The organism is Pyxidicoccus trucidator, assembly GCF_010894435.1.
Taxonomy (GTDB): domain Bacteria; phylum Myxococcota; class Myxococcia; order Myxococcales; family Myxococcaceae; genus Myxococcus; species Myxococcus trucidator.
Genome location: NZ_JAAIXZ010000002.1, coordinates 366,718 through 388,116, shown reverse-complemented (window position 1 = coordinate 388,116; position 21,399 = coordinate 366,718). Strand labels below are relative to the sequence as shown.

General features: G+C 69.8%; 17 protein-coding genes. 12 read left to right on the top strand and 5 right to left on the bottom strand.

Features of this window, described 5'->3' with window-relative positions:
• Positions 1–68 precede the first annotated feature (68 nt).
• The 4 genes from G4D85_RS08215 to G4D85_RS08200 all read right to left on the bottom strand — a co-directional run bounded on the left by G4D85_RS08215 (position 69) and on the right by G4D85_RS08200 (position 3,904).
• A complete protein-coding gene (locus G4D85_RS08215) occupies positions 69–1,256 on the bottom strand; it encodes a GNAT family N-acetyltransferase (protein ID WP_164009753.1) in 1,188 nt (395 codons plus the stop codon).
• Positions 1,257–1,301: 45 nt separating this feature from the next.
• Positions 1,302–1,715, bottom strand: a complete 414-nt coding sequence (locus G4D85_RS08210; RefSeq protein WP_164009751.1) for a cereblon family protein — start codon at positions 1,713–1,715, stop codon at positions 1,302–1,304.
• Between the two features lie 92 nt (positions 1,716–1,807).
• Complete coding sequence (locus G4D85_RS08205) at positions 1,808–2,335, bottom strand: FHA domain-containing protein (protein ID WP_164009749.1); 528 nt, start codon at positions 2,333–2,335, stop codon at positions 1,808–1,810.
• Between the two features lie 36 nt (positions 2,336–2,371).
• A complete protein-coding gene (locus G4D85_RS08200; protein WP_164009747.1) occupies positions 2,372–3,904 on the bottom strand; it encodes a GspE/PulE family protein in 1,533 nt (510 codons plus the stop codon).
• Between G4D85_RS08200 and G4D85_RS08195 the strand changes: the two genes are divergently transcribed.
• The 12 genes from G4D85_RS08195 (at position 3,903) to G4D85_RS08140 (ending at position 18,741) form a co-directional block, all read left to right on the top strand.
• A complete protein-coding gene (locus G4D85_RS08195; RefSeq protein WP_240359145.1) occupies positions 3,903–4,178 on the top strand; it encodes a hypothetical protein in 276 nt (91 codons plus the stop codon). The two genes, G4D85_RS08200 and G4D85_RS08195, sit on opposite strands and share 2 nt — an antisense overlap.
• Positions 4,168–7,152 carry an ATP-binding protein gene (locus tag G4D85_RS08190; RefSeq protein ID WP_164009745.1) on the top strand — a complete coding sequence of 995 codons (2,985 nt, stop codon included), beginning with the start codon at positions 4,168–4,170 and terminating at the stop codon, positions 7,150–7,152. Before G4D85_RS08195 ends, G4D85_RS08190 begins: the two co-directional genes overlap by 11 nt.
• On the top strand, positions 7,149–8,519 hold the full coding sequence (locus G4D85_RS08185) for a sigma-54-dependent transcriptional regulator (protein ID WP_164009743.1): 1,371 nt from the start codon (positions 7,149–7,151) through the stop codon (positions 8,517–8,519). The genes G4D85_RS08190 and G4D85_RS08185 overlap by 4 nt, the downstream gene beginning before the upstream one ends.
• A gap of 125 nt (positions 8,520–8,644) precedes the next feature.
• A complete protein-coding gene (locus tag G4D85_RS08180; RefSeq protein ID WP_164009741.1) occupies positions 8,645–9,475 on the top strand; it encodes a hypothetical protein in 831 nt (276 codons plus the stop codon).
• An 88-nt stretch (positions 9,476–9,563) separates the two neighbouring features.
• Positions 9,564–11,255, top strand: a complete 1,692-nt coding sequence (locus tag G4D85_RS08175) for a Tox-REase-5 domain-containing protein (RefSeq protein ID WP_164009739.1) — start codon at positions 9,564–9,566, stop codon at positions 11,253–11,255.
• Between the two features lie 12 nt (positions 11,256–11,267).
• Positions 11,268–11,975 (top strand): immunity 52 family protein, encoded by a 708-nt coding sequence (locus tag G4D85_RS08170; protein ID WP_164009737.1) that lies wholly within the window; start codon positions 11,268–11,270, stop codon positions 11,973–11,975.
• Positions 11,976–12,038: 63 nt separating this feature from the next.
• Positions 12,039–12,590: a suppressor of fused domain protein gene (locus G4D85_RS08165; protein WP_164009735.1), complete on the top strand. Its 552-nt coding sequence runs from the start codon at positions 12,039–12,041 to the stop codon at positions 12,588–12,590.
• 208 nt (positions 12,591–12,798) lie between these two features.
• Entirely contained in the window at positions 12,799–13,902 is a 1,104-nt protein-coding gene (locus G4D85_RS08160) for a porin family protein (protein WP_164009733.1), read from the top strand.
• A 22-nt stretch (positions 13,903–13,924) separates the two neighbouring features.
• Positions 13,925–15,889: an acetate--CoA ligase gene (acs, locus tag G4D85_RS08155; protein ID WP_164009730.1), complete on the top strand. Its 1,965-nt coding sequence runs from the start codon at positions 13,925–13,927 to the stop codon at positions 15,887–15,889.
• A gap of 14 nt (positions 15,890–15,903) precedes the next feature.
• Positions 15,904–16,188: a DUF485 domain-containing protein gene (locus G4D85_RS08150; RefSeq protein ID WP_164009728.1), complete on the top strand. Its 285-nt coding sequence runs from the start codon at positions 15,904–15,906 to the stop codon at positions 16,186–16,188.
• A 7-nt stretch (positions 16,189–16,195) separates the two neighbouring features.
• A complete protein-coding gene (locus G4D85_RS08145; protein WP_164009726.1) occupies positions 16,196–17,824 on the top strand; it encodes a sodium:solute symporter family transporter in 1,629 nt (542 codons plus the stop codon).
• A gap of 89 nt (positions 17,825–17,913) precedes the next feature.
• Positions 17,914–18,741, top strand: a complete 828-nt coding sequence (locus G4D85_RS08140; protein WP_164009724.1) for an ion transporter — start codon at positions 17,914–17,916, stop codon at positions 18,739–18,741.
• Positions 18,742–18,771: 30 nt separating this feature from the next.
• Here G4D85_RS08140 and G4D85_RS50210 read toward each other — a convergent pair whose 3' ends face one another.
• Complete coding sequence (locus tag G4D85_RS50210; RefSeq protein WP_275900273.1) at positions 18,772–21,099, bottom strand: polysaccharide deacetylase family protein; 2,328 nt, start codon at positions 21,097–21,099, stop codon at positions 18,772–18,774.
• Between the last annotated feature and the right edge of the window lie 300 nt (positions 21,100–21,399).

Below are 21,399 nucleotides of genomic sequence, written 5' to 3'. Positions count from 1 at the left end.
ACTGCTCCCTGTCATGAAGTCCCGGGCGCTCCTACCACCACCCGGCCCTGCTCCGCACCGGGGCCCGCTCAGAACATGTCGCGGATGGACGGCTGGGGCCCATGGAAGAGGGACACCGCCGAGCGCACCGAGGTCTCGTCCGACTCCAGCGCCCCCACCCTCCGCAGCGCCTCCGCCGAGTGGAAGCCCGTGTACAGGGACGCCAGGGCCTTCACGTCCAGCCGCAGCCGGCCCTCGCCGCCCCGCTTCACGCGGGCCGCGCCGTCGGACACCTCCAGCACGAAGCGCCCGTGATTCTCCGGGAGGAGCGCGTCCTGCACCTCCAGGTGCAGCGCCCCGGACAGCCCCGCGGGCCAGCCGCGCGCCTCCAGCGCCTTCGCCACGTCCAGCACCCGCACCATCCAGTGCATGTCCAGCTTCACCGAGTAGCTCTGCTCGCGCAGCAGCATGAGCAGCGGGTCATCCGCCCCGCCGTACCACACCGCCTCCGTGCCCAGGGAGCGGTGCTCGCCGAGGAAGGCCAGGATGCGCCGCGCCGCAGCGGGCGTGGTGGCCACCACGTCCGAGAGGAACAGCTCCTGCTTCCACCCGGCGAGCGACTTGCGGACGACGTACAGGTAGCCCTGCACGCCCGAGTCGCCCTCCACCAGGTAGCCGGTGGCCGTCCCGTCGCGCGGCACGTACACGCGGCTCCACACGTAGGGGCCCCGCGCCAGCCAGCCCTGCCGCGTCTGGGCCTGGCCCTGGTAGCACGCGGTGATGGCGGCCTCGTCCTTCGCTTCGATGGGCCGCAGCGTCAGGGTGCGCTCGCTCACGTCCAGCATGGGTATCTGGACGCGGACCTCATACCTCGCGCCGGCGTGCTCGTAGCCCACGCGTCGGTAGAGGGGCTGCGTGGCGGGGTAGAGGGTGGACAGCGGCGCGCCCGACTCGCGGGCCTCGCGCAGCAGGTGCTGCATCAGCCGGGTGGCGGTGCCCTGGCCACGGTGGATGGGGGACACGCCCACGCCTCCCACGCCGACGATGGGCACGTCGCGCCCGCCGTACCACTGGCCCATGGGGATGGAGACGAGCGTGCCCGCGACGTGCCCGCCCTCGCGCAGCAGGCGCAGGCTCTCGCGCCCCACGCGCTGGGTCCAGGCGGTGGCCGCGGCCGGAGCCATGGCATACGACTGCATCATGATGTCGGCGGCGGCGGCGAGCTCCTGCTCGTCCCTCGGCGGCCCGAAGTCCCCAGGCTTCGTTTCCACGTGCATCCCCTCCCGGTTCGCGCTGTCGCGCGTCGTAGGTGCCTAGCACGCTCAGGACGGGAGGGTCAGCCTGTCGAGCAGCAGGCCGAAGAACGCGCCCTCGCCCTGGAAGGCCCAGCCCAGGTGCGCGCCGCACGCGCCGCAGTGGGCAATCCGCCAGGCGAATCCCGGGAACCACGTCTCCTCGGCCGTCAGCGGGCCGTCCACCGCGCAGCCGTCCGCCTGGGCGAAGCAGCCGAAGTGGAAGACGAAGCCGAAGGGATTCACCCGCGTGTGCTCATGCCGGCCGTTGACGGCGAGGCGGTGGCGCTCGCGAGTCACCGGGTGGCCGCAGCGCGCGCAGCACAGCGAGGCCTCGGGCTCCCGCGTCTCCAGCGACTGCTCGGCCTTCGCCTCGGGCGTCTGCGGCGTGCCGGAGGTCGTGCCCTTGAGCCAGCGCTCGTCCCTGTCTCCGGCGGCCTGCATCCACGCTCCCCTGACCAGGACTCCCAGCGCTCAGATAGTGCCGGGGCCCGTGAAGCGGGAGGGGCCTCGGGGTGCGAGCCTGGCGCCGCGGCTCACGTGCCGACGCGCTGCAGCTTCGCGTAGAAGGACGGCGCGTACAGGAAGGCGAACGTCGCGTCCCCGAAGCCCAGCAGGTCGCCGTCGCGCACGTGCAGCTCGCCACCGGGCGCCAGCTCCTTCGCGTTGATGAAGGTGCCGTTGCTGGAGTTCAGGTCCACCAGGGTGCAGCCCGCCTCCGGGCCATGCCAGCAGAGCTTCGCGTGGCGCTTGGAGACGGAGGGCTCGTTGACCACCAGGTCGCAGTCCGGCTGGCGGCCCACGGTGAGCTCGTCCTGCCCGCGCACGGGCGGCAGCGTGGCCACGGTGAGCGCGTCGAAGTGGAGCCAGAGGGCCACCTGCTGCCGCTCCAGGCTGGGAATGTCGCGCGCCATCGTCGTGCGCGCCGCGCCCATCTTCAGCGCCAGCTGCGCCATCACCGGGCTGGGCGGCCTCTGTACCAGCACGAAGGGCCCCACCTGCCGGCAGAAGAACGGCTCGGTCAGGCGGCGGCTCAGCGTTCGCAGCTCCTGGACGGTCATCATCGCGTTGTCCCCCACCCTCGACTTCGGGCGCGCATCCTACCCGGCGACCTCGCGCTCGTCGCGGGTGACCAGGATGTGACGGTATGGCACCACCCGCACCAGCTCCGCGAGCGTCGTCGTGCGCGCGCCCACCTTTTCCAGCGCGTCCTCCACCAGCGTCCTCAGGCCGTGCGCGCGCGCGTGGCGGCGCAGCTCCACGGTGGCGGCGCCCCGGGCGATGAGCTCCTGGAGGTCCGGGTCCACCAGCAGCAGCTCGAAGATGCCGGAGCGGCCCTTGTAGCCGGTGTGGTGACACGCCTCGCAGCCCTTCCCCGCATGCGCCTGGACCCCGTCCAACAGCCGGCCGAGCAGCGCCACCTGCTCCTCGGTGGGCCGCACGGGCTCCACGCACTTCTCGCAGATGCGGCGCACCAGTCGCTGGGCCAGCACCGCCAGCAGCGAGTCGCTGATGTCCACGTCGTCCAGCTTCAGCCCGCGAAGCCGCGCCACCGAGCCCACCGCGTCCGCGGTGTGCAGCGTGCCCAGCACCACGTGGCCGGTGGAGGCCGCCGTGAGGGCCATGCTGCCCGTCTCCAAATCACGGACCTCGCCCACCAGCATGACGTTGGGGTCCTGCCGCAGCATGGCGCGTAGCAGCGTCGCGTGCGGCATCTGCGGCGTCACCTGCTTCTGGTTCACCTTGGGGACGTAGTACTCGATGGGGTCCTCGGCGGTGATGATCTTCCTGCGGCCGTCGTTGAGGCGGGCCAGCGCCGAGTACAGCGTCGTCGTCTTGCCGCTGCCCGTGGGCCCGGTGACGAGCACCAGCCCCTCCGGGTTGGACAGGAGCTGGAGGAAGAGCGTCTGCAGGCCCTCCGACATGCCCAGCCGCTCCACGGGCACCAGGCCCACGCTGGAGTCGAGGATGCGGATGACCACGTCCTCGCCCACGGGACTGGGCACCACGCTGACGCGGAAGTCCACCAGCTTGCGCCCCTCGGTGCCCTCCAGAAGCGCCCGGAGGCGGCCGTCCTGCGGGCGACGGCGCTCGGTGATGTCCAGCCCCGCCAGCAGCTTGATGCGGCTGACCACCTCCGGCAGCGAGCGCGGATCGATGTCCGTGTACGACTGGTGGAGGATGCCGTCGACGCGATAGCGCAGGTCGACGTCGTCGAAGTAGCCCTCCACGTGGATGTCGGAGGCCTTCAGCTCCACGGCGGTGGTGAGCACGTGCTCCACCAACTCCACGGCCGAAGGGTCCTGGGACAGCGGCACGCGCGCCTTGAGCGTGAGGTCCGCGGTGACGCGAGGCCCCGCGCCGAAGCCCACCTCCAGCGCGGACTCGACTTCATAGTGGTTGAGGCGGACGGGCTGGAGCGGGCGCCGCAGGAAGTCGGTGATGAGCTCGAGGATGACTCGGTTCTCCGGCTGCACCATGCCCACCGTCACCGGTGTGGCGGGCGCGTCCGGGTCCACCCTGCCCAACACCGCCACCTTGTTGCGGCGGCAGAAGGACTCCGGCAGCAGCCGGAGCGAGGGACGGTCCAGCGTGAACTGGGAGAGCTCGGAGAAGGGAGGGACGTCCGCCATGGAGGCCCTGGATTATCAGCCCCGGGCCGGGGTGGGCTACCGGGTCGGCACGCCGCTGCTATCCTGTCCGTCCATGAAGCGCCCCTCCGAGCCCGACGCGCCGGCCATGCCGTCGCTGCTCGTCTTCGCCATCGCGGTGCTCCTCTTCGGCTCCCCGCTGCGCCGACTGTGGCTGGCGGAGGGCGCGCCCGGGTACCTGCCCTTCGTCGTGTGGCTGGGCGTCATCGCCCTGGGCGGCTGGGTGGCGCACCGGAGCGGCGGCCATGACGCTTGAGCTGGGCCCGCTCGTCGCGGCGTCCGTTGCGTACCTGCTGGTGCTGTTCCTGGTTGCGTACGCGGCGGAGCGGGGCGTCATCCCTCCGCGCATCACCCAGCACCCGCTCGTCTACTCGCTCGCGCTGGGCGTGTACGCCACGTCGTGGTCCTACTTCGGCAGCGTGGGGTACGCGGCGCGGCACGGCTTCCGCTACCTGGGCATCTACCTGGGCGTCACGCTGGCGTGCCTGCTGGCCCCGGTGCTGTGGCGCCCGCTGCTGCGGCTGACGCGCGAACTGCAGCTCACGTCGCTGGCGGACGTGCTGGCCTTCCGCTACCCGGGACAGTCCACCGGCACGGCGGTGACGCTGTTCATGCTGGCCGGCAGCCTGCCCTACCTCGCGCTGCAGGTGCGCGCCGTCGTGGAGTCCGCGAAGGTGCTCAGCCCCTCCGCCTCGCCCACGTTGGTGGGCCTGGGCTTCTGCGCGGTGCTCACCGGCTTCTCCGTCCTCTTCGGCGCACGGCACCTCACCCCGCGCGAGCGGCACGAGGGGCTGATGCTGGCCATCGCCTTCGAGTCCGCGGTGAAGGTGGTGGCGCTGGTGGCGGTGGGCGTGTGGGCGGTGTCCTCGGTGTTCGGCGGCGTGGACGGGCTGCGCGCCTGGCTGGACGCGCACCCGGAGGCGGTGGAGGGGCTCCAGCGGCCGGCCCGTGACGCGTCCTGGGCGCCGCTGCTGGTGCTGTCCTGCGCGGCGGCCTTCCTGACGCCCCGGAGCTACCACGTGGCCTTCACCGAGGCCCCGGAGCGCGACGCGTGGGCCACGGCCACCTGGGCGCTGCCCCTGCTGCTGCTGGTGATGAACCTGGTGGTGCCGGTGGTGCTGTGGAGCGGCGACGCGCTGGGCCTGCCCTGGCCCGCGGACTTCCACGTGCTGGCGGTGCCCGCGTCGCGCGGGGCCACGGGACTGGCGCTGGTGGCCTTCCTGGGCGGCGTGTCCGCGGCGAGCGCCATGGTCATCGTCACCACGCTGGCGCTGGCGCCCATGTGCCTCACGCACCTGGTGCTGCCGCTGGGGTACGCGCGAGGCCAGCCGGACCTGTATGGCTGGCTCCTCTGGGCGCGCCGGCTGCTCATCGCCATCATCATCCTGGCGGGCTACGGCTTCTACCGGCTGCTGGACACGCGCGGCACGGGGCTGGTGGACCTGGGGCTGGTGTCCTTCGTGGCGGTGGCGCAGTTCGCTCCGGGCGTACTGGGGCTCCTCTTCTGGAAGCGCGGCACGCGGGCGGGACTGCTCTCGGGCCTGGGGGTGGGCGCGGCGATGTGGGTGGTGACATTGGTGGTGCCGCTGTGGGCCTCGCCCGGAGTAGTGGCGTGGACGCGCCGGGCGGCGGTGCTGCTGGGCTTCCCGTCGGACGAGCCGTGGGGCTTCGCCACCTTCGCGTCACTGGCGCTCAACACCCTGGCCTTCGTGGCGGTGTCGCTGGCCACGCGGCAGTCGGCGCGGGAGGCGGAGGCGGCGCGAGCCTGCACGCGCGAGGCGCCCTCGCCGGCCTCGGGAGGCGTGGTGGCGGGCTCGCCGGAGGAGTTCCGCCGGAGCCTGGCGCCGCTGCTGGGCAAGGAGGCCGCCGCGGCGGAGGTGGACCGGGCACTGGAGGCGCTGGGGCTGCCCCCGGACGAGCGCCGCCCCGCGGAGCTGCGGCGGCTGCGCGACGGAATCGAGCGGAACCTGTCGGGGCTCATCGGCCCGGTGCTGGCGCGGCTCGCGGTGGAGGAGGCGCTGCGGCTGGAGCCCGGAGCGCGCACCGCGCTGGCGGAGCAGCTCCGCTTCGTGGAGGAGCGGCTGCGCGACGCGCGCGGCCTGCAGGGCGGCCCGGTGCTCGCGCTGGAGGCGGTGCGGCGCTACCTGCGGCGCATCCTGGAGGACCTGCCGCTGGGCGTGTGCGCGGTGGGCCCGGATGGCGAGGTGGTCATCTGGAACGCGGCGCTGGAGCGACTGGCGGGCGTGGAGGCGGGCGTGGTGCGGGGACACCTGCTGGAGGCGCTCCCGGCGCCCTGGGGCCCGCTGCTGGCCGGCTTCTCGGTCGGCGCGGAGGAGGACACGGAGGCGCGCGTCACGGTGGCGGGAGGCGAGCGCGTGCTGCGGCTGCACCGCTCGCGGCTGTCGGCGGCGGAGGAGCGAGGGAGCACGTCCGAGGGCATGGCGCTGCTGGTGGAGGACCTGACGGAGCGCAAGGCGGTGGACGCGCGGCTGGCGCACCAGGACCGGCTGGCCTCGCTGGGACGGGTGGCGGCGGGCGTGGCGCACGAGATTGGCAACCCGCTGACGGCGATTGCCAGCCTGACGCAGAACCTCAAGTACGACCTGGACGACGAGGAGGCGGTGCGCGAGCGCGTGGGGCTCATCCTCCAGCAGTGCCGGCGCATCGACGCGATTGTGCGGGCGCTGGTGGGCTTCAGCCACGCGGGCACGGTGGGCGGCGAGGCGCGCCCCTTCACGCGGGTGGCGGTGGGGCCGCTGCTGGCGGAGGCGGTGCAGCTGGCGAGGCTGGCGCGCGGCTCGCGGAAGGACCGGGGGCTGCGCTTCGAGCACCGCTGTCCGGAAGGGTTGGAGGTGCTGGCGGATCCGCAGCGGCTGGAGCAGGTGCTGGTCAACCTGCTCACCAACGCCATCGACGCATCTCCTGACGGCGCGGTGGTGGAGCTGGAGGCGGAAGCCAGGAACGAGCGCGTGCGCCTGACGGTGCTGGACCGGGGGCCTGGCATTCCCACCGAGCTGACCCAGCGCATCTTCGAGCCCTTCTTCACCACGAAGCAGCCAGGCGAGGGAACGGGGCTGGGGCTGGCGCTGGTGGCGGGCATCGTCCGCGAGCACGGAGGCGCGATGCAGGTGGACAGCCGGCCGGGGGGAGGCACTAGCGTGACGGTGAGCCTGCCAGAGCCGCGCCAGCAAGACGTGAGCGTGCGGTCCGGCCGGGGAGCCCTGGCATGAGTCGCATCCTGGTCATCGAGGACGAGCCCATCATCCGCACGGAGCTGCGCCGGCTGCTGGTGCGCGCGGGCCACGACGTCTCGGAGGCGGGCAGCGTGCAGGAGGCGTCGAGCGACTACGCGCTCGACTCGTTCGACCTGGTGCTGTCGGACCTGCGGCTGCCGGGAGCATCGGGGACGGACGTGATTGCCCTGTGCCCGGGTGTGCCGGTGCTCATCATGACGAGCTACGCCACGGTGAAGTCGGCCGTGGACGCGATGAAGCTGGGAGCGGTGGACTACATCGCCAAGCCGTTCGACCACGACGAGCTGTTGATGCAGGTGGAGCGGGTGCTGCGCGAGGGGAAGCTGGCGCGGCAGAACGCAGCGCTGAAGCGCGAGGTGGAGCAGGCGCATCCGGTGAGCGGCATGGTCGGAAGCTGCGCGGCGATGCGCGAGGTGTTCGAGCGCGTCCGCAAGGTGGCGCCCTCGCCCGCGACAGTGCTGGTGCTGGGCGAGTCCGGCACGGGCAAGGAATTGGTGGCCCGGGCGATTCACGCGCAGAGCCCCCGGACGGACGGGCCGCTGGTGGCGGTGAACTGCGCGGCCATTCCGGAGGGACTGCTGGAGAGCGAACTGTTCGGTCACGAGAAGGGCGCCTTCACGGGAGCGCAGGCGGCGCACGCGGGACTGGTGGAGGCGGCGCACGGAGGGACGCTCTTCCTGGACGAGATTGGCGAGCTGCCCGCGCCCGCGCAGGCGCGGCTGCTGCGCATGCTGCAGGACGGCGAGGTGCGGCGCGTGGGCTCGACAAGGCCGCGCAAGGTGGACGTGCGAATCGTGGCGGCGACGCACCGGGATTTGCCGCGCCGGGTGCAGGAGGGGACGTTCCGGCAGGACCTCTACTTCCGGCTGCGGGTGGTGGAGATACGGTTGCCGCCGCTGCGAGAGCGCGGAGAGGACCTTCCCGCGCTGGCGAAGCACCTGCTGGAGAAGGCGTGCCGTCAGCTCGGCCGACCGTTGGCGACCTTCTCTCCCGACGCGCTGCTGGCGCTGACGTCGCATCCCTGGCCGGGCAACGTGCGCGAGCTGGAGAACGCAATCGAGCGGGCCGTCATCCTCGCGGACAGTCCGATGGTGACGCCGGAACTGCTGGCGCTGGAGCCGGCGGGCGGCGTCGAGGCCGTGGGCACTCCGGCTGACGTCGTAGAGAGTGGTGCCGAGGCAGAGGACGACTCGCCGGACTCGATTGAGGAGTACTTCCGCCGCTTCGTGCTGGAGCACCAGGAGCACATGGGCGAGACGGAACTGGCGAAGCGCCTGGGCATCAGCCGCAAGGCGCTGTGGGAGAAGCGCCAGAAGCTGGGGATTCCTCGCACACGGGCGTAAGCGTGCGACGGGAGTCCACCGCCCTCGGGTCTGACCCACTGTCCTTCAGTCGAGAGTCCCAGCCCGCATAGACCGGAAAGACAGACAGCTCGTTAGCATGACCTCCACCACCACGGGGGGAAGTCATGGACTCGAACGCGCCCAATGCCATTCCAGTGGGAGACCTGAAGCAGGAAGCCGCTGTCATTTCCATTCCGCAGCCGGAGAACAGCCGCCTCATCTTCCTCACAGCCGCGCTGCCGCTGACGGTGGTCGCCACCGCATGGTTCGTGGCTCCTGGTTGGAGCTACGTCGCGACCACGGGGGCGCTGGCGATGTTCCTCCTCGTCTTGGGACAGACGATTTCAGGAACCCCCTTCGGTGTGCTCATCAACGAGCGCAACCTGATGAGCCTCTCCCGCGTCCAGGCCGCCGTCTGGACGGTGCTGGTCGTCGGCGGCTATCTGACCATGGCCATCTCCCGAGTGAAGGCGGGCACGCCCGCGGCCGTGGATATCGCCATCCCCCAGGAGCTCTGGCTGGCGATGGGCATCTCCACCACCTCACTCCTGGGCACGCCGCTCATCCTCGCCGCCAAGCGCTCCCGGAAGCCGGACGAGAAGATGGTGCTGAACACCTCCGCCCAGCTCGCCGAGGACGCCACCGACATCCATGAGAACTGCCACGGCACGCTCTACGCCAACAAGAGCCTCCAGGACGCCCGCGTCTCGGACATGTTCCAGGGAGACGAGGTCGGCAACACCGCCCACGTCGACCTGGCCAAGGTGCAGATGTTCTACTTCACGCTCATCGCGGCGGTGAGCTACTTCATGGACGTCGCCTCGGCCGTCATGGCGGGCAAGACGGGCGGCCTGCCGCCGCTCTCGGAAGGCTTCGTCGCGCTCCTCGCCATCAGCCACGGCGGCTACCTGCTGGGCAAGGCGAACGACCACTCCAACTCGAAGCCCACCGCCTGAACCCACGCCGGCTGACGCAGCGCTTGCCTTCAACGGCACACGCTGCGTCAGCGACATGAAGTTCTGCACGCCTCGTCATGGGCACTGCATGAAGCGCTACCCCGGTACCGCGCACGCGGGCGTGAGCGAGGACGAACCCGAAGACACTCTCTGCCCGTGCGTACTGAAGGTGGCGTATGAAGTGCTCCTGCTGATGCGGGAGCCACGGCGTAGAGCGGGAAGTCCGTCCTGGAACCCCCTGGCCAGTGCGCTCCTCGCGCTGCTGGTGGTGCTCAGCGGCTGCGGCACGGGCGGGCCCTTGCCGATAGACGACCCTCTCTCCTGGCATCTCCGCATGGGGACGCTGCCCCAGTCACAGTTCCTGCACCAACGCGCACTGGAGCAGCGCCCCCAAGGCAGGCTCGGCCCTATTGAGTCGTCGCTCGTCGACGTTGACTGGTTCCAGGGCCTGATGGTGCGGGCGGGCGTTCCCCCCTCCTTGCTACCCGGAGACAGGCGGAAGCTGACATCGCCACAGGCAGCGGCGCTGTTGACGCGGCTGCTAGAAGCGGAGGTTCCGCTGCGCGATTGGGGCCCGAGGCGCATGGCGGCGCACCTGTTGGTGGGTGTGGTTCAAACTGGCAGGCCGGTACCACGCGAAGAACTGCACGCCCGCATGCGGCGGTATACGGGAATGCTCGTCCTGCGACCGGATGGATACCTGGTGAGTGCCACCACCGGCGCGGCCGTCCAACATGCGGGCGAGGTGGAACTGACGGGTGGCACCCTGCGCGCCGAAGGATTCGAGGCAGGGCCTTTCTACGGAACGCGGGGAGATGCATACCTGTATCCGCTGGAGGATGACCTTGGACACCATCCCGACGCCCTCGTGGCGGGCAGCTACATGCCGGATACGGGCACGGTGGGGCCAGTAGTCGAAGGGATGGGCCGGGCAGTAGAGGACGTGGTGGGCGGCGTGGTGACGCTGGTGCTGGAGCCGGTGGAGAGCCTCGCTGGGCTGGCGAAGCTGCCCGTGGCGGTGCGCACGCTGATTGAGAACAGCCCCGAGTACTGGGAGCAGTACCGGGCACTGCCTCATGGCGAGCAGGTACGGCAGGCCTCCAGGCTGCTGACCAACGTGCTGCTGACGTGCGGCACGGCCGGCGTGGGCAGTGCGCGCCTTGCTTCTGCCGGGAGCAGACTGGGCCAGTTGAGCGTGCCTGTGCTCTCACTGGCCGCCGATGGCGCTCTGGCACTGCGCGCGGTGGTGGTCCCAGCAGGCCAATTGGTCGCGGTTGCGGGCGAGGGCGCCGGCGCACTGTATGTCCTGCACATGGCCAGCACTGGCGCGGGCAGCGGGGGCGGTGCCAATGCATCAAGGCCATGGCCACCTCCTCCGCAGGGCCCCGGACGGTGGGACCAGAAGAACGAAGGTATGAAGCTTCCTGCGCGGAGGTACCAGTCCCAGACCACGGGTGCCCCTGAAGGCTGGGTCTACCGAATCCAGACCGGAAGTGGCCCCAGAGACTACGTGGACTTTGACGGCTTCGATGGAGGCTTCCTACTGGAGGCCAAGGGCCCCAACATCGCGAAATTCATCGATGCCAACCTGGAACCGCTCTGGTTCTTCGAAGGCACTGACGGCATCCTCTCACAGGCAGCAAGGCAGCTCGACGCAGCCGGAAGGACTCCCGTGCGCTGGGTTGTCGCGGAGAAGAGACTCGCTGACTATCTCCGGAAGCTCTTCGACACGAACGGCCTCGGAAAGATCGACGTCGTCCACATCCCCGCACGGCCCTGAGAGGAGAGCCACATGTCCGAGGGCTACTATGCCGGTGTCTACTGGCCTGGCCGCAAGGAGCCGGCCGAATCCTGCGCCCGACGCACGGCGAATCTCTTCCAGCGCCTTGCCCCACTGGAGCCGACCTGGGCGCATTGGTTTGGAACAGGCAGGACTCGTGAGGAGGCGCTCGAGCAGCGACTTGTCCCCGCTGCAGCGACTTTCGAGCAGCTGTTCGCGAAGAAGAAACATCAACTGCTCGGTGGCTTCAACCTGACGGCATGGAGTGGAGAACCCCAGGGAAGCGCGACTGGAGTGATTCTGAAGTGCGGGCTGACCTCGGCAGCAGTGTGTAACTCGTGCACTCTCAACCCTCCAGGGAAGGGACTCATCGCAGACCGGGTCACCGATTCGACGGTGATGCGCAGGGCCCTTCACGCCATGGCACTCACCTGGGAACCGGACTGGGGCATCGCGACCTCCGACCTCCATCGAGCTGAAGTACTCAAGGCGTCCGAGCCCGGAACCTTCGTGGGCTGGCTCATGTACTTCTCGCGCAGCCGCGGCACGGTACCGCCCCTACCCGCTCCGGTACGTATCGAGCCCGTGGAGGACAAGGGCACGCTGATCATCCTCACCCCCGAGCGCTTCACTGTGAGCAACCCCGAGCACGTCGCCCTCGCTGCACGGGTGCAGGAGCTTCTCGCTCGGGCTGGGCTGCTGCGCCCGCTCAATGAATGAAGCGCGAGCGCCAGCGCCTCCAGCGAGAGGCACATCTCGGGTGCCAAACGGAAGTCCACCGCCATGAACGTCGGCGAGCATCTGGAACAACACCTGGGGCAGATTGAAAGAGGCTGGTCCAACACCACTGCGCCCATGACGGTGCAAGCCTGCCGATTTCGGGACCAGCCCTACGCCTCCGCGACGACCTACACCACCCTCGGGCTGAGCCACCACGTGCTCCGCATGAACGAGACTCGAGAGGTCCGGCAGGAGCTGCTCGTCTCCGTTCATGAGTCACAGGCCCACGAAGAACTCGCGGGGCTGCTGCTCGAAATCGCGTCCCGAGTGATTCAGGAGCAGAAGGCCCTGCTCCGTGGGGAGGTGCTCCAGCTCGGCGCCCCCATCCTGCATGGCAGCGAAGCGACCGCCCTCTACGCCTCGCTCCCCGTTCTCTTCACAGAGGGCCTTGCCACTTTCTCGGGGACCGAGCCTCCCACCATCTTCGTCTGGCTCTTCCCCATCCTCCCCAGTGAAGTCCGGTTCATCGCCTCCCACGGTTGGAGCGCGTTCGAGGACCTCCTGGAGCGAAAGGACCCGGACCTGCTCGACCTGCGCCGTGCGCCCATCACCTGAAGGGCCGTGCCTCCGCGCCTGACTGCCTTTCGGGGCACTTACCTGTCCGTCCCGCTACTGCACGACTCGTTACGACGCACTGCATGAATCGTTACCCCGGTAACGCGCACGTCACCTTCCGTAACACCCTGACGCACCGGGCCAACCTGTAAGGTCCTGAATCTCCGAGTCACACCTGTTGGCCGAGGTGTTGCTCATGGCGGCAGGCATGCGCCCTGCCCCCCTCCGCCTGCTGTCGCTCCTGGCCGCGCTCGTGGCCTTGCTGCCCGCCGGCCCCGCGGTCGCGGGGAAAATCACGTTGGGCGAGGAGGCCTTCCTCAACGTCAACGTCCTCCTCCAGCCCCAGCTCCAGCTCATCAAGGACGGGGCTCCCGTGGGAAGCGTGGGCACGGACCTCTACCTGCGACGCGTCCGCCTGCTCGTCTTCGGCAACGTCACCAAGAACCTCTCGTTCTTCATCGAGACGGACCAGCCCAACTACGGCAAGGACGGCAACTTCGACGTCGCCCTCTTCATGCAGGACGCGTTCGTCTCGTACATGTTCGCGGAGAAAATCTGGGTGGACGCGGGCTTCCTCATCGCCCCGCTCTCCCGCCACAACCTGCAGGGCGCCATCGCCCTCAACACGGTGGACTACCACTCCAACCTCGTCCGCTTCACGCCCGGGGTCGGCAAGGTGTGGCGGGACACGGGCATCCAGGTGCGCGGCTTCGTGGGGCAGCTCGGCTTCCGCGCCGCGCTCCTCAACGGCGCCGAGGGCGCCCGGAAGCCCGAGGGCACCGTCAACCCGGACGACCTCCCGCGCGGCGTCGCCCACGTCCGGTGGAACTTCCTCACCCGCGAGGAGGACCTCTTCTTCCAGGGCATCTACTTCGACGACAAGCCCCGCTTCTCCGTGGGCGTCGGCGCCGACTACCAGCCCTCCGCCGTCGCCACCGCCTCCGGCATCCACGACTCGCTCGGCCTGGCCACGGACGTCTTCGTCGACCTGCCCCTCGGGAATGACCAGGCCGTGGTCTTCCAGACAGGCGTCTTCCACTACAGCCAGGGCCTCGACAACCCGCAGAGCGGCACCGGCTTCTTCTCCGAGGTGGGCTGGCGCATCGGCAAGCTCCAGCCCCTGCTCTCCGGCGAGTACTTCAACTCGCGCGTGGCGAACCAGGACCTGCTCGCCCTCAAGCCCGGCTTCAACCTCTGGTTCCAGGCGCACACCTTCAACCTCAAGACGGAGGTCGCCTTCTCCCGCACCGGCGACCTCTCCGAGGCCGACACCGGCATCACCGGCACGGCCCAGCTCCAGTACTTCTACTAACCCCTCCCCGAGGATGCCCCCGATGACCCAGCCCAAGGACGCGTTCATCCCGCCGAAGGAGACGTTCAGCCTCACGTCACACGTGAAGAGCCTGGAGGACTACCGGCGCCTCTACAAGAAGAGCCTGGAGCAGCCCGAGGCCTTCTGGGGAGAGATGGCGCAGCAGCTCACCTGGTTCCACAAGCCCGACACGGTGCTGGACGTGGACGCCGAGCAGGTGGACTTCTCGTGGTTCGGCGGCGGCAAGCTCAACGTCGCCTTCAACTGCGTGGACCGCCACGCCAAGGCGCGCCCCGGCAAGCCCGCCATCATCTGGGCGAAGAACGAGCCCGGCGAGTACCAGGTCATCACCTTCCGAGACCTCCAGCACCAGGTGGGCCGCGTGGCCAACGTGCTGAAGGCCCACGGCGTGCGCAAGGGCGACCGCGTCTGCATCTACCTGCCCATGGTGCCGGAGCTGGCCTACACCATGCTCGCCTGCGCCCGCATCGGCGCGGTGCACTCGGTGGTGTTCGCCGGCTTCTCCGCCGAGTCCCTGCGCGAGCGCATCCTCGACTCGGGCGCGAAGGTGCTCGTCACCGCCAACGAGGGCCCGCGCGGCCCGAAGCTCGTACCCACCAAGGCCATCGCCGACGAGGCGGTGGAGGGCCTCTCCCTGGTGGAGTCCATCCTCGTCGTGCGCCGCACCTCCAAGGAGGTGCCCATGCGCGCTGACCGCGACTTCTGGCTGGACGTGGAGATGTCGAAGCACCGCGGCGTCTGCCCCGCGGAGTGGATGGACTCCGAGGACCCGCTCTTCATCCTCTACACCTCCGGCTCCACCGGGAAGCCCAAGGGCGTGCTGCACACCACCGGCGGCTACCTCACCTATGCCGCCACCACGTTCCGCTACGTCTTCGACATCCAGCCGACCGACGTGCACTTCTGCGCCGCGGACCTGGGCTGGGTCACCGGCCACAGCTACATCCTCTACGGACCGCTGGCGACCGGCACCACCACCGTCATGTTCGAGTCCACCCCCACGTACCCGGACGCGGGCCGGCTCTGGCAGGTGGTGGACGACCTGAAGGCCACCATCCTCTACACGGCGCCCACCGCGCTGCGCGCGCTCATCAAGGAGGGCGACGGCTTCGTGAAGAAGTCCTCGCGCAAGACGCTGCGCCTGCTGGGCTCCGTGGGCGAGCCCATCAACCCCGAGGTGTGGCGCTGGTACCACGACGTGGTGGGCGAGGGCCGCTGCCCCGTGGTGGACACCTGGTGGCAGACGGAGACGGGCGGCATCCTCATCGCCCCGCTGCCGGGCGCCACGCCGTGCAAGCCCGGCTCGGCCACCCTGCCCTTCTTCGGCGTGGAGCCGGTGCTGGTGGACGACGAGGGCCGCATCATCGAAGGCAACGGCGTCAGCGGCAACCTGTGCCTGGCGCGCTCGTGGCCCGGACAGGCGCGCACGCTGTACGGCCACCACCAGCGCTTCGTGGAGACGTACTACTCGCGCTTCCCCACGCTGTACTTCACGGGGGACGGCTGCCGCCGCGACGAGGACGGCTACTACTGGATTACGGGGCGCGTGGACGACGTGCTCAACGTGTCCGGCCACCGCCTGGGCACCGCCGAGGTGGAGAGCGCGCTGGTGGCCCACGAGTCCGTCGCCGAGGCCGCCGTGGTGGGCTTCCCGCATGACCTCAAGGGCACCGGCGTATGCGCCTTCGTCACCATGAAGCCCGACTGGGCGGACGCCTCCTCGGAGCAGATGGTGGGCGCGCTCAAGGAGCAGGTGCGCCACGTCATCGGCCCCATCGCCACGCCGGACCGTGTGGTGCTGGTCAATGGCCTGCCCAAGACGCGCTCCGGAAAGATTCTGCGGCGCATGCTGCGGAAGATTGCCTCGGGTGAGACGGAGAACCTGGGCGACGCCACCACCCTGGCGGACCCGGGCGTCCTCGATGAGCTGCTCGCCAAGGGCATGCCCCCGCAGGTCAAGCGATGAGAGGAGAGACTTCGATGCAAGCGAACTCCCGAGAGGAAGCCCTGGAAGCGCTCGCCGCGTCCCGTTGGCGCGTGGCGGCGGCACTCACCGCCGCCATGCTGGTGGCGTACCTCGGCTTCATCCTGCTGGTGGCCTTCAACAAGCCGCTGATGGGCCAGCAGCTCGTTCCCGGCCTGTCCATCGGCATCGTGCTGGGGGTGCTCGTCATCCTCGCCGCGTGGGTGCTGACGGGCATCTACATCGTCTGGGCGAACGGCAAGTACGACCGGGCCCTCCAACAGTACCGCGACCGCAAGTGAGACAGGCATGAACCCGACCACGACGGGCACGCAACTGGGCCAGCCCAACACCACGGCCATCGTCTTCTTCCTCCTCTTCGTCGGCTTCACCCTGGCGATTACGTACTGGGCGGCGCGCAAGACGAAGACGACCTCGGAGTTCTTCGCCGCGGGCGGCGGCGTGAGCGCCGTGCAGAACGGCTTCGCGCTGGCAGGCGACTTCATGAGCGCCGCCAGCTTCCTCGGCATCGCCGGGCTCGTGGCGATGTCCGGCTTCGACGGGCTCATCTACTCCGTGGGCTGGCTGGTGGGCTGGCCGGTGGTGACGTTCCTCATCGCCGAGCCCCTGCGCAACCTGGGCAAGTACACCTTCGCGGACGTGGTGGCGTACCGGCTCAAGCAGACCCCGGTGCGCCTGGCGGCGGCGCTGGGCACGCTCGCGGTGGTGAGCTTCTACCTGATTGCGCAGATGGTGGGAGCCGGCAACCTCATCCACCTGCTCTTCGGCCTGTCGTACGAGATGGCCGTCGTCATCGTGGGCGCGGTGATGATTCTCTACGTGCTCTTCGGCGGGATGATTGCCACCACGTGGGTGCAGATCGTGAAGGCGGTGCTGCTGCTGGCGGGCGCCACGGCGCTGGCGGGCGCGGTGCTCTACAAGTTCGGCTTCAACCCGGTGAACCTCTTCAACGAGGCAGCCACCCAGTACGGTGCGGAGACGCTGGCCCCCGGCAAGTTGGTGGCGAGCCCGCTGGAGGCCATCTCCCTGGGCCTGGCGCTGATGTTCGGCACGGCGGGCCTGCCGCACATCCTGATGCGCTTCTACACGGTGCCGGACGCGAAGGCCGCGCGCAGCAGCGTGTTCTATGCCACGGGGCTCATCGGCTACTTCTATCTCGTCACCTTCATCCTCGGGTTCGGCGCGTCGGTGCTGGTGGGCCGCACGGCGATTGTCGGCGTGGACAAGGGCGGCAACATGGCGGCGCCCATGCTGGCCGAGGTGGTGGGCGGCACGGGCTTCCTGGGCTTCATCTCCGCGGTGGCCTTCGCCACCATCCTCGCGGTGGTGGCGGGCCTGACGCTGTCGGGCGCGGCGGCGCTGTCCCACGACTTGTGGTCCACGGTGGTGCGCAAGGGCAAGGCGCCCGAGCACGAGCAGCTCAAGGTGGCGCGGCTCGCCAGCCTCCTCCTGGGCGTCCTCGCGGTGGTGCTGGGGGTGCTGTTCAAGGGGCAGAACGTGGCCTTCATGGTGGGCCTGGCCTTCGCCATCGCCGCGAGCGGCAACTTCCCCGCGCTGCTCTTGTCCATGGCGTGGAAGAAGTTCACGACGAATGGCGCGGTGGCCAGCATGCTGGTCGGCACGTTCACCGCGGTGGTGCTCATCTTCCTGTCGCCCACGGTGCAGGTGGACCTGCTGCACAACACCACGGCGTTCTTCCCGCTGAAGAACCCGGGCATCATCACCATTCCCCTGGCCTTCGCGGTGGGCGTGGTGGTGTCGCTGCTCTTCCCGGAGCGCGAGGCCTCCGACCGCTTCGACGAGGTGCGCCACCGGATGCACGTGGGCGCGCCCACGCCCACGCTGCCCGCGCCGGAGGCCCCCGTGTCCGCGGCCGTGGGCACCGCGCCGTCGGTGCCTGGCCCGAGCAAGGCCTGACAGCCACTTTGCCCTCCTCACCATTCCCCCCCGGCGAGGAGGGCCGTCCCCCCGCTTTGCAACGGCCCTGGGACGCTTAGACTGGCGCCGTGTCCAGTCCCTCAGAGCAGAGCCCGCCCGAAGGCATCCGTTTCCGGCTACACACCATCATCTTCGAGGCGGACACCCCGGCGGGGAGGGCGTTCGACATCGCCCTGCTGTGGGCCATCGTCTTCAGCATCATCGCGGTGATGCTGGAGAGCGTGGCCCCGCTGCGCGAGCGGTACGGCCCGGAGCTCCGCGCCGCCGAGTGGTTCTTCACGGCGCTGTTCAGCATCGAGTACGTGTTCCGGCTCATCGCCGTCCGGCGGCCCCTGCTCTATGCGCGCAGCTTCTACGGGCTGGTGGACCTGCTGGCCATCCTGCCCACCTTCCTGAGCATCGTGTTTCCCGGCGCTCAGTCCCTGCTGGTGGTGCGGGTGATTCGGCTGCTGCGCGTCTTCCGCGTGCTCAAGCTGGCGCACCTGCTGGGGCAGGCGGAGATTCTCATCACCGCGCTGCGCGCCAGCCGGCCGAAAATCACCGTCTTCCTGGGCACCGTCCTCACCATCGTCGTCGTCATGGGCGCGGTGATGTACGTGGTGGAGGGCGGGGCGAACGGCTTCGACAGCATCCCCCGGGCCATGTACTGGGCCATCGTCACGGTGACGACGGTGGGCTTCGGCGACATCACCCCGAAGACGGTGCTCGGGCAGCTCATCGCCTCCGTGCTGATGGTGATGGGCTACGGCATCATCGCCGTGCCCACCGGCATCGTCTCCGTGGAACTGGCCGCCGCCACCCGCCACGCCGTCGACACGCGCGCCTGCCTCGGCTGCGGCGTCCAGGGCCATGACCTGGACGCGTCGCACTGCAAGTACTGCGGGCACTCGCTCTAGCGTGGGGCGGCGCTCCCCACCGAGCGCCTGTCACTCACCGCCAGGGGCTGCCACCACGTCGAGCTGGAGGTCGAACGAGAGGTCCGGGGACTCGGAGTTGACCTGCTTCACCATCACCGCCACGGTGTTCTCCCCCGCGACGAAGGCCGAGGCCGGGAGCACCACGTCCGCCACCGCGTTGTCCGTGGAGGCGCTGGCGTAGTCCCCATGTGCCAGCCCGCTGTCCACGTCGCGGCTGAAGACGTGCGTGCCATTCACCCACACGGCCACTCCGTCGTCATAGCGGATGCGCATCGTGACGGAGGAGACCGGGCCGGTGAGCGTCACCTTCTTGCGGAAGTAGACGCTGGACTGCGCGGAGAACGTGCGCAGCAGCACCGTGCCCTCGTCGCCATCTCCGTAGCCCAGCTCGCCCGGGCCCGTGGACCAGTGTGAGTCCTCGAAGTCGGGCAGGAACCAGCCCGGCCCTGGGTCCACGCCGCTGGCCTCGTAGCGCCACGCATCCCCGAACCGGACCACCCGGCCCAGCGCGGGCAGGTAGATGGAGAACGGCCCGTCGCTCACGTCCGACATGGGCGGCGCCGTCTGCCGGGCGACGCGCAGCAGCCCGCGCGTGGTGAGCACCTCGGGCACCATCCAGGTGAAGCGTCCGGTGTTCGGGACACCCGAAGCGACAGGCGCCCAGGTGGAGCCCAGGTCCGGGGACCAGGACAGGTCCACCGATTCCTCCGGGCCGGTGCTGCTCCAGCGGAGCTCCACCGGCATCCCCTCCGGGAGGCTTTCACCGCCGCGAGGAGCCATGACGGTGAGCGTGGACGCGGGCGTCGAGACGCCGAGGTCCACCAGGCTGAAGGTGTCCATGAAGAGCATGCCAGGGGCTCGCAGGGCCAGCGCCACGCTGACGGCGAGCGCGCCCGAGGGCACGGGCGGAGTGAGCCACTCACCGCTCCGGTAACTGGCGCTGGTGGGCAGGTCCGGGCCCGCCGCCCAGGCCACCCAGCCCGTGGACGTCCGGTAGAAGGCCCTGAAGCCGGCACGCGCGGCCGTCTTGTACCAGGCGGAGACACGGTAGCGATGCCCGGTCACCACCGAGGGCGCGCACGGCCCGAAGTCCTGGCGCACCTCCAGCCGACGCTCCGCGCCGCTGGACAGACTGGTGATGCTCACCCGCTGCGCCCAGCTCCCGCTGTGAGCGTCCGTCGTGCGGCTCCAGCCTCCGGAGGACGTGCCCGCGTTGGTGCGCTTCCAGCAGTCCGGGACATTGTCCCCATCCGCATCCACCTCCAGCGAGGGATTCGGGAGCAGCTCGGGCCCGCCGCCGTCCGGCGCGCCTCCATCCGGGACGCCCGCGTCGGGAATGCCCGCATCCGGAACTCCGGCATCCGACACACCCGCATCTGGAGCCCCCGCATCCGGAGCCCCCGCATCAGGCCCGCCTGCGTCCGGCGCGCCCGCATCGGGGGTGCCGGCATCGACCACCCCGCCATCAGCGCGAACCGCGGGCTTCACGGGGCCGCCGACCACCTGGTGCGCCGTGCGCACGAAGGTGCCACGAGACACCCGGGGCGCGAGCCAGGCCAGGTACGAGTCCAGCAGGGACTCGGTGATGGAGTAGGTGCCGCAGCCCGTGCAGATGTCGTGGAGGGAAATCATGATCCACCCGCCGCCCGCGTTCTCGGCCTGGAGGACCAGGCTCTGCAGATTCGCGAGCGTCCAGTCCGACTTGATGGAGGTGGGCGAGCGGATGCTGTACGGGTCCGCAGGCGGGACACTCTCCGCCAGGGGGCAGGAGTTGCATCCGGTGGGAGAGCGGATGCGGCCCGTCCGTCGCGCGTTGTTGTAGCCACAGAAGATGACCGTGTCCCGGGCCAGCGGACTGTCCGAGCCGAAGGGAAAGGCGAACGAGGTGACGGGGAACCCGAAGCCCATGAGGGCGACCCGACAGTCACAGACCTGATGCCGCAGCTCCGCCAGGGGCAGGTCATCCAGTTCCTCGTGGTCGAGGGTGTGTCCGCCAATCTCATGCCCGGCGGCCGCGAGCGTGCGCAGGTCGGCCAGCGTGAGGTAGCCAGCCCGGCCAATGCGTCCCGCGCTGATGTAGAAGGTCGCGTGCATCCCGTACTTCGCGAACAGCGGCCCGACGAGCACCTGGTTCTTCAGCGTGTCCGCGAAGGTGAAGGTGACCACCACCTGCCCTGGCTCGAGCTCCAGGGGCGGCGTCACCTGGGACAGGACGAGGGCTGCCAGGGGAGGCGGGCGCGGTGAGGTCCAGGCAGTGGCGGGCGCGAAGAGGGCGGCCAGCAGGCCACTCCACCCGAGCACCCGGAGAAGGGTGACACGGCGTATGGGGGTATTCATGGTCGGCGCAAGGTCGGACCCCAGGGCCACTCCGGCCATGACCCGACAGCACGGGACGGGTAGCGCCATCCGACTTGCGGTCACCCTTCCGTCGTGGGTCGGTAACGGCCTCATCGGGGCCCGAGTCAACCGGGGAGCTCGCCGGCACCTCGCGCGGAGGGCCGCCTTTGTATGCAGGACGGCGTTGGCCTCAGACTCCAGGGCAGGTGGGCGGGCGTTGAAATCACAGCAACGTCTTTCCCTTCCGCGCATTTGTGCGGGTGGGCCTCCGCGCGGCAGGGTGGTGGCCAGGATGGGGGG

Bases quoted from the DNA above. Each gene is read 5' to 3' on its own strand.
- G4D85_RS08145 (WP_164009726.1), top strand. From the start codon at position 16,196: ATGAACCCGACCACGACGGGCACGCAACTGGGCCAGCCCAACACCACG.
- G4D85_RS08160 (WP_164009733.1), top strand. From the start codon at position 12,799: ATGCGCCCTGCCCCCCTCCGCCTGCTGTCGCTCCTGGCCGCGCTCGTG.
- G4D85_RS08150 (WP_164009728.1), top strand. From the start codon at position 15,904: ATGCAAGCGAACTCCCGAGAGGAAGCCCTGGAAGCGCTCGCCGCGTCC.
- G4D85_RS50210 (WP_275900273.1), bottom strand. From the start codon at position 21,099: ATGAATACCCCCATACGCCGTGTCACCCTTCTCCGGGTGCTCGGGTGG.
- G4D85_RS08165 (WP_164009735.1), top strand. From the start codon at position 12,039: ATGAACGTCGGCGAGCATCTGGAACAACACCTGGGGCAGATTGAAAGA.
- G4D85_RS08215 (WP_164009753.1), bottom strand. From the start codon at position 1,256: ATGCACGTGGAAACGAAGCCTGGGGACTTCGGGCCGCCGAGGGACGAG.
- G4D85_RS08180 (WP_164009741.1), top strand. From the start codon at position 8,645: ATGGACTCGAACGCGCCCAATGCCATTCCAGTGGGAGACCTGAAGCAG.
- G4D85_RS08195 (WP_240359145.1), top strand. From the start codon at position 3,903: ATGGAGGCCCTGGATTATCAGCCCCGGGCCGGGGTGGGCTACCGGGTC.
- G4D85_RS08190 (WP_164009745.1), top strand. From the start codon at position 4,168: ATGACGCTTGAGCTGGGCCCGCTCGTCGCGGCGTCCGTTGCGTACCTG.
- G4D85_RS08200 (WP_164009747.1), bottom strand. From the start codon at position 3,904: ATGGCGGACGTCCCTCCCTTCTCCGAGCTCTCCCAGTTCACGCTGGAC.
- G4D85_RS08210 (WP_164009751.1), bottom strand. From the start codon at position 1,715: ATGCAGGCCGCCGGAGACAGGGACGAGCGCTGGCTCAAGGGCACGACC.
- G4D85_RS08175 (WP_164009739.1), top strand. From the start codon at position 9,564: ATGAAGCGCTACCCCGGTACCGCGCACGCGGGCGTGAGCGAGGACGAA.
- G4D85_RS08205 (WP_164009749.1), bottom strand. From the start codon at position 2,335: ATGATGACCGTCCAGGAGCTGCGAACGCTGAGCCGCCGCCTGACCGAG.
- G4D85_RS08185 (WP_164009743.1), top strand. From the start codon at position 7,149: ATGAGTCGCATCCTGGTCATCGAGGACGAGCCCATCATCCGCACGGAG.
- acs (WP_164009730.1), top strand. From the start codon at position 13,925: ATGACCCAGCCCAAGGACGCGTTCATCCCGCCGAAGGAGACGTTCAGC.
- G4D85_RS08170 (WP_164009737.1), top strand. From the start codon at position 11,268: ATGTCCGAGGGCTACTATGCCGGTGTCTACTGGCCTGGCCGCAAGGAG.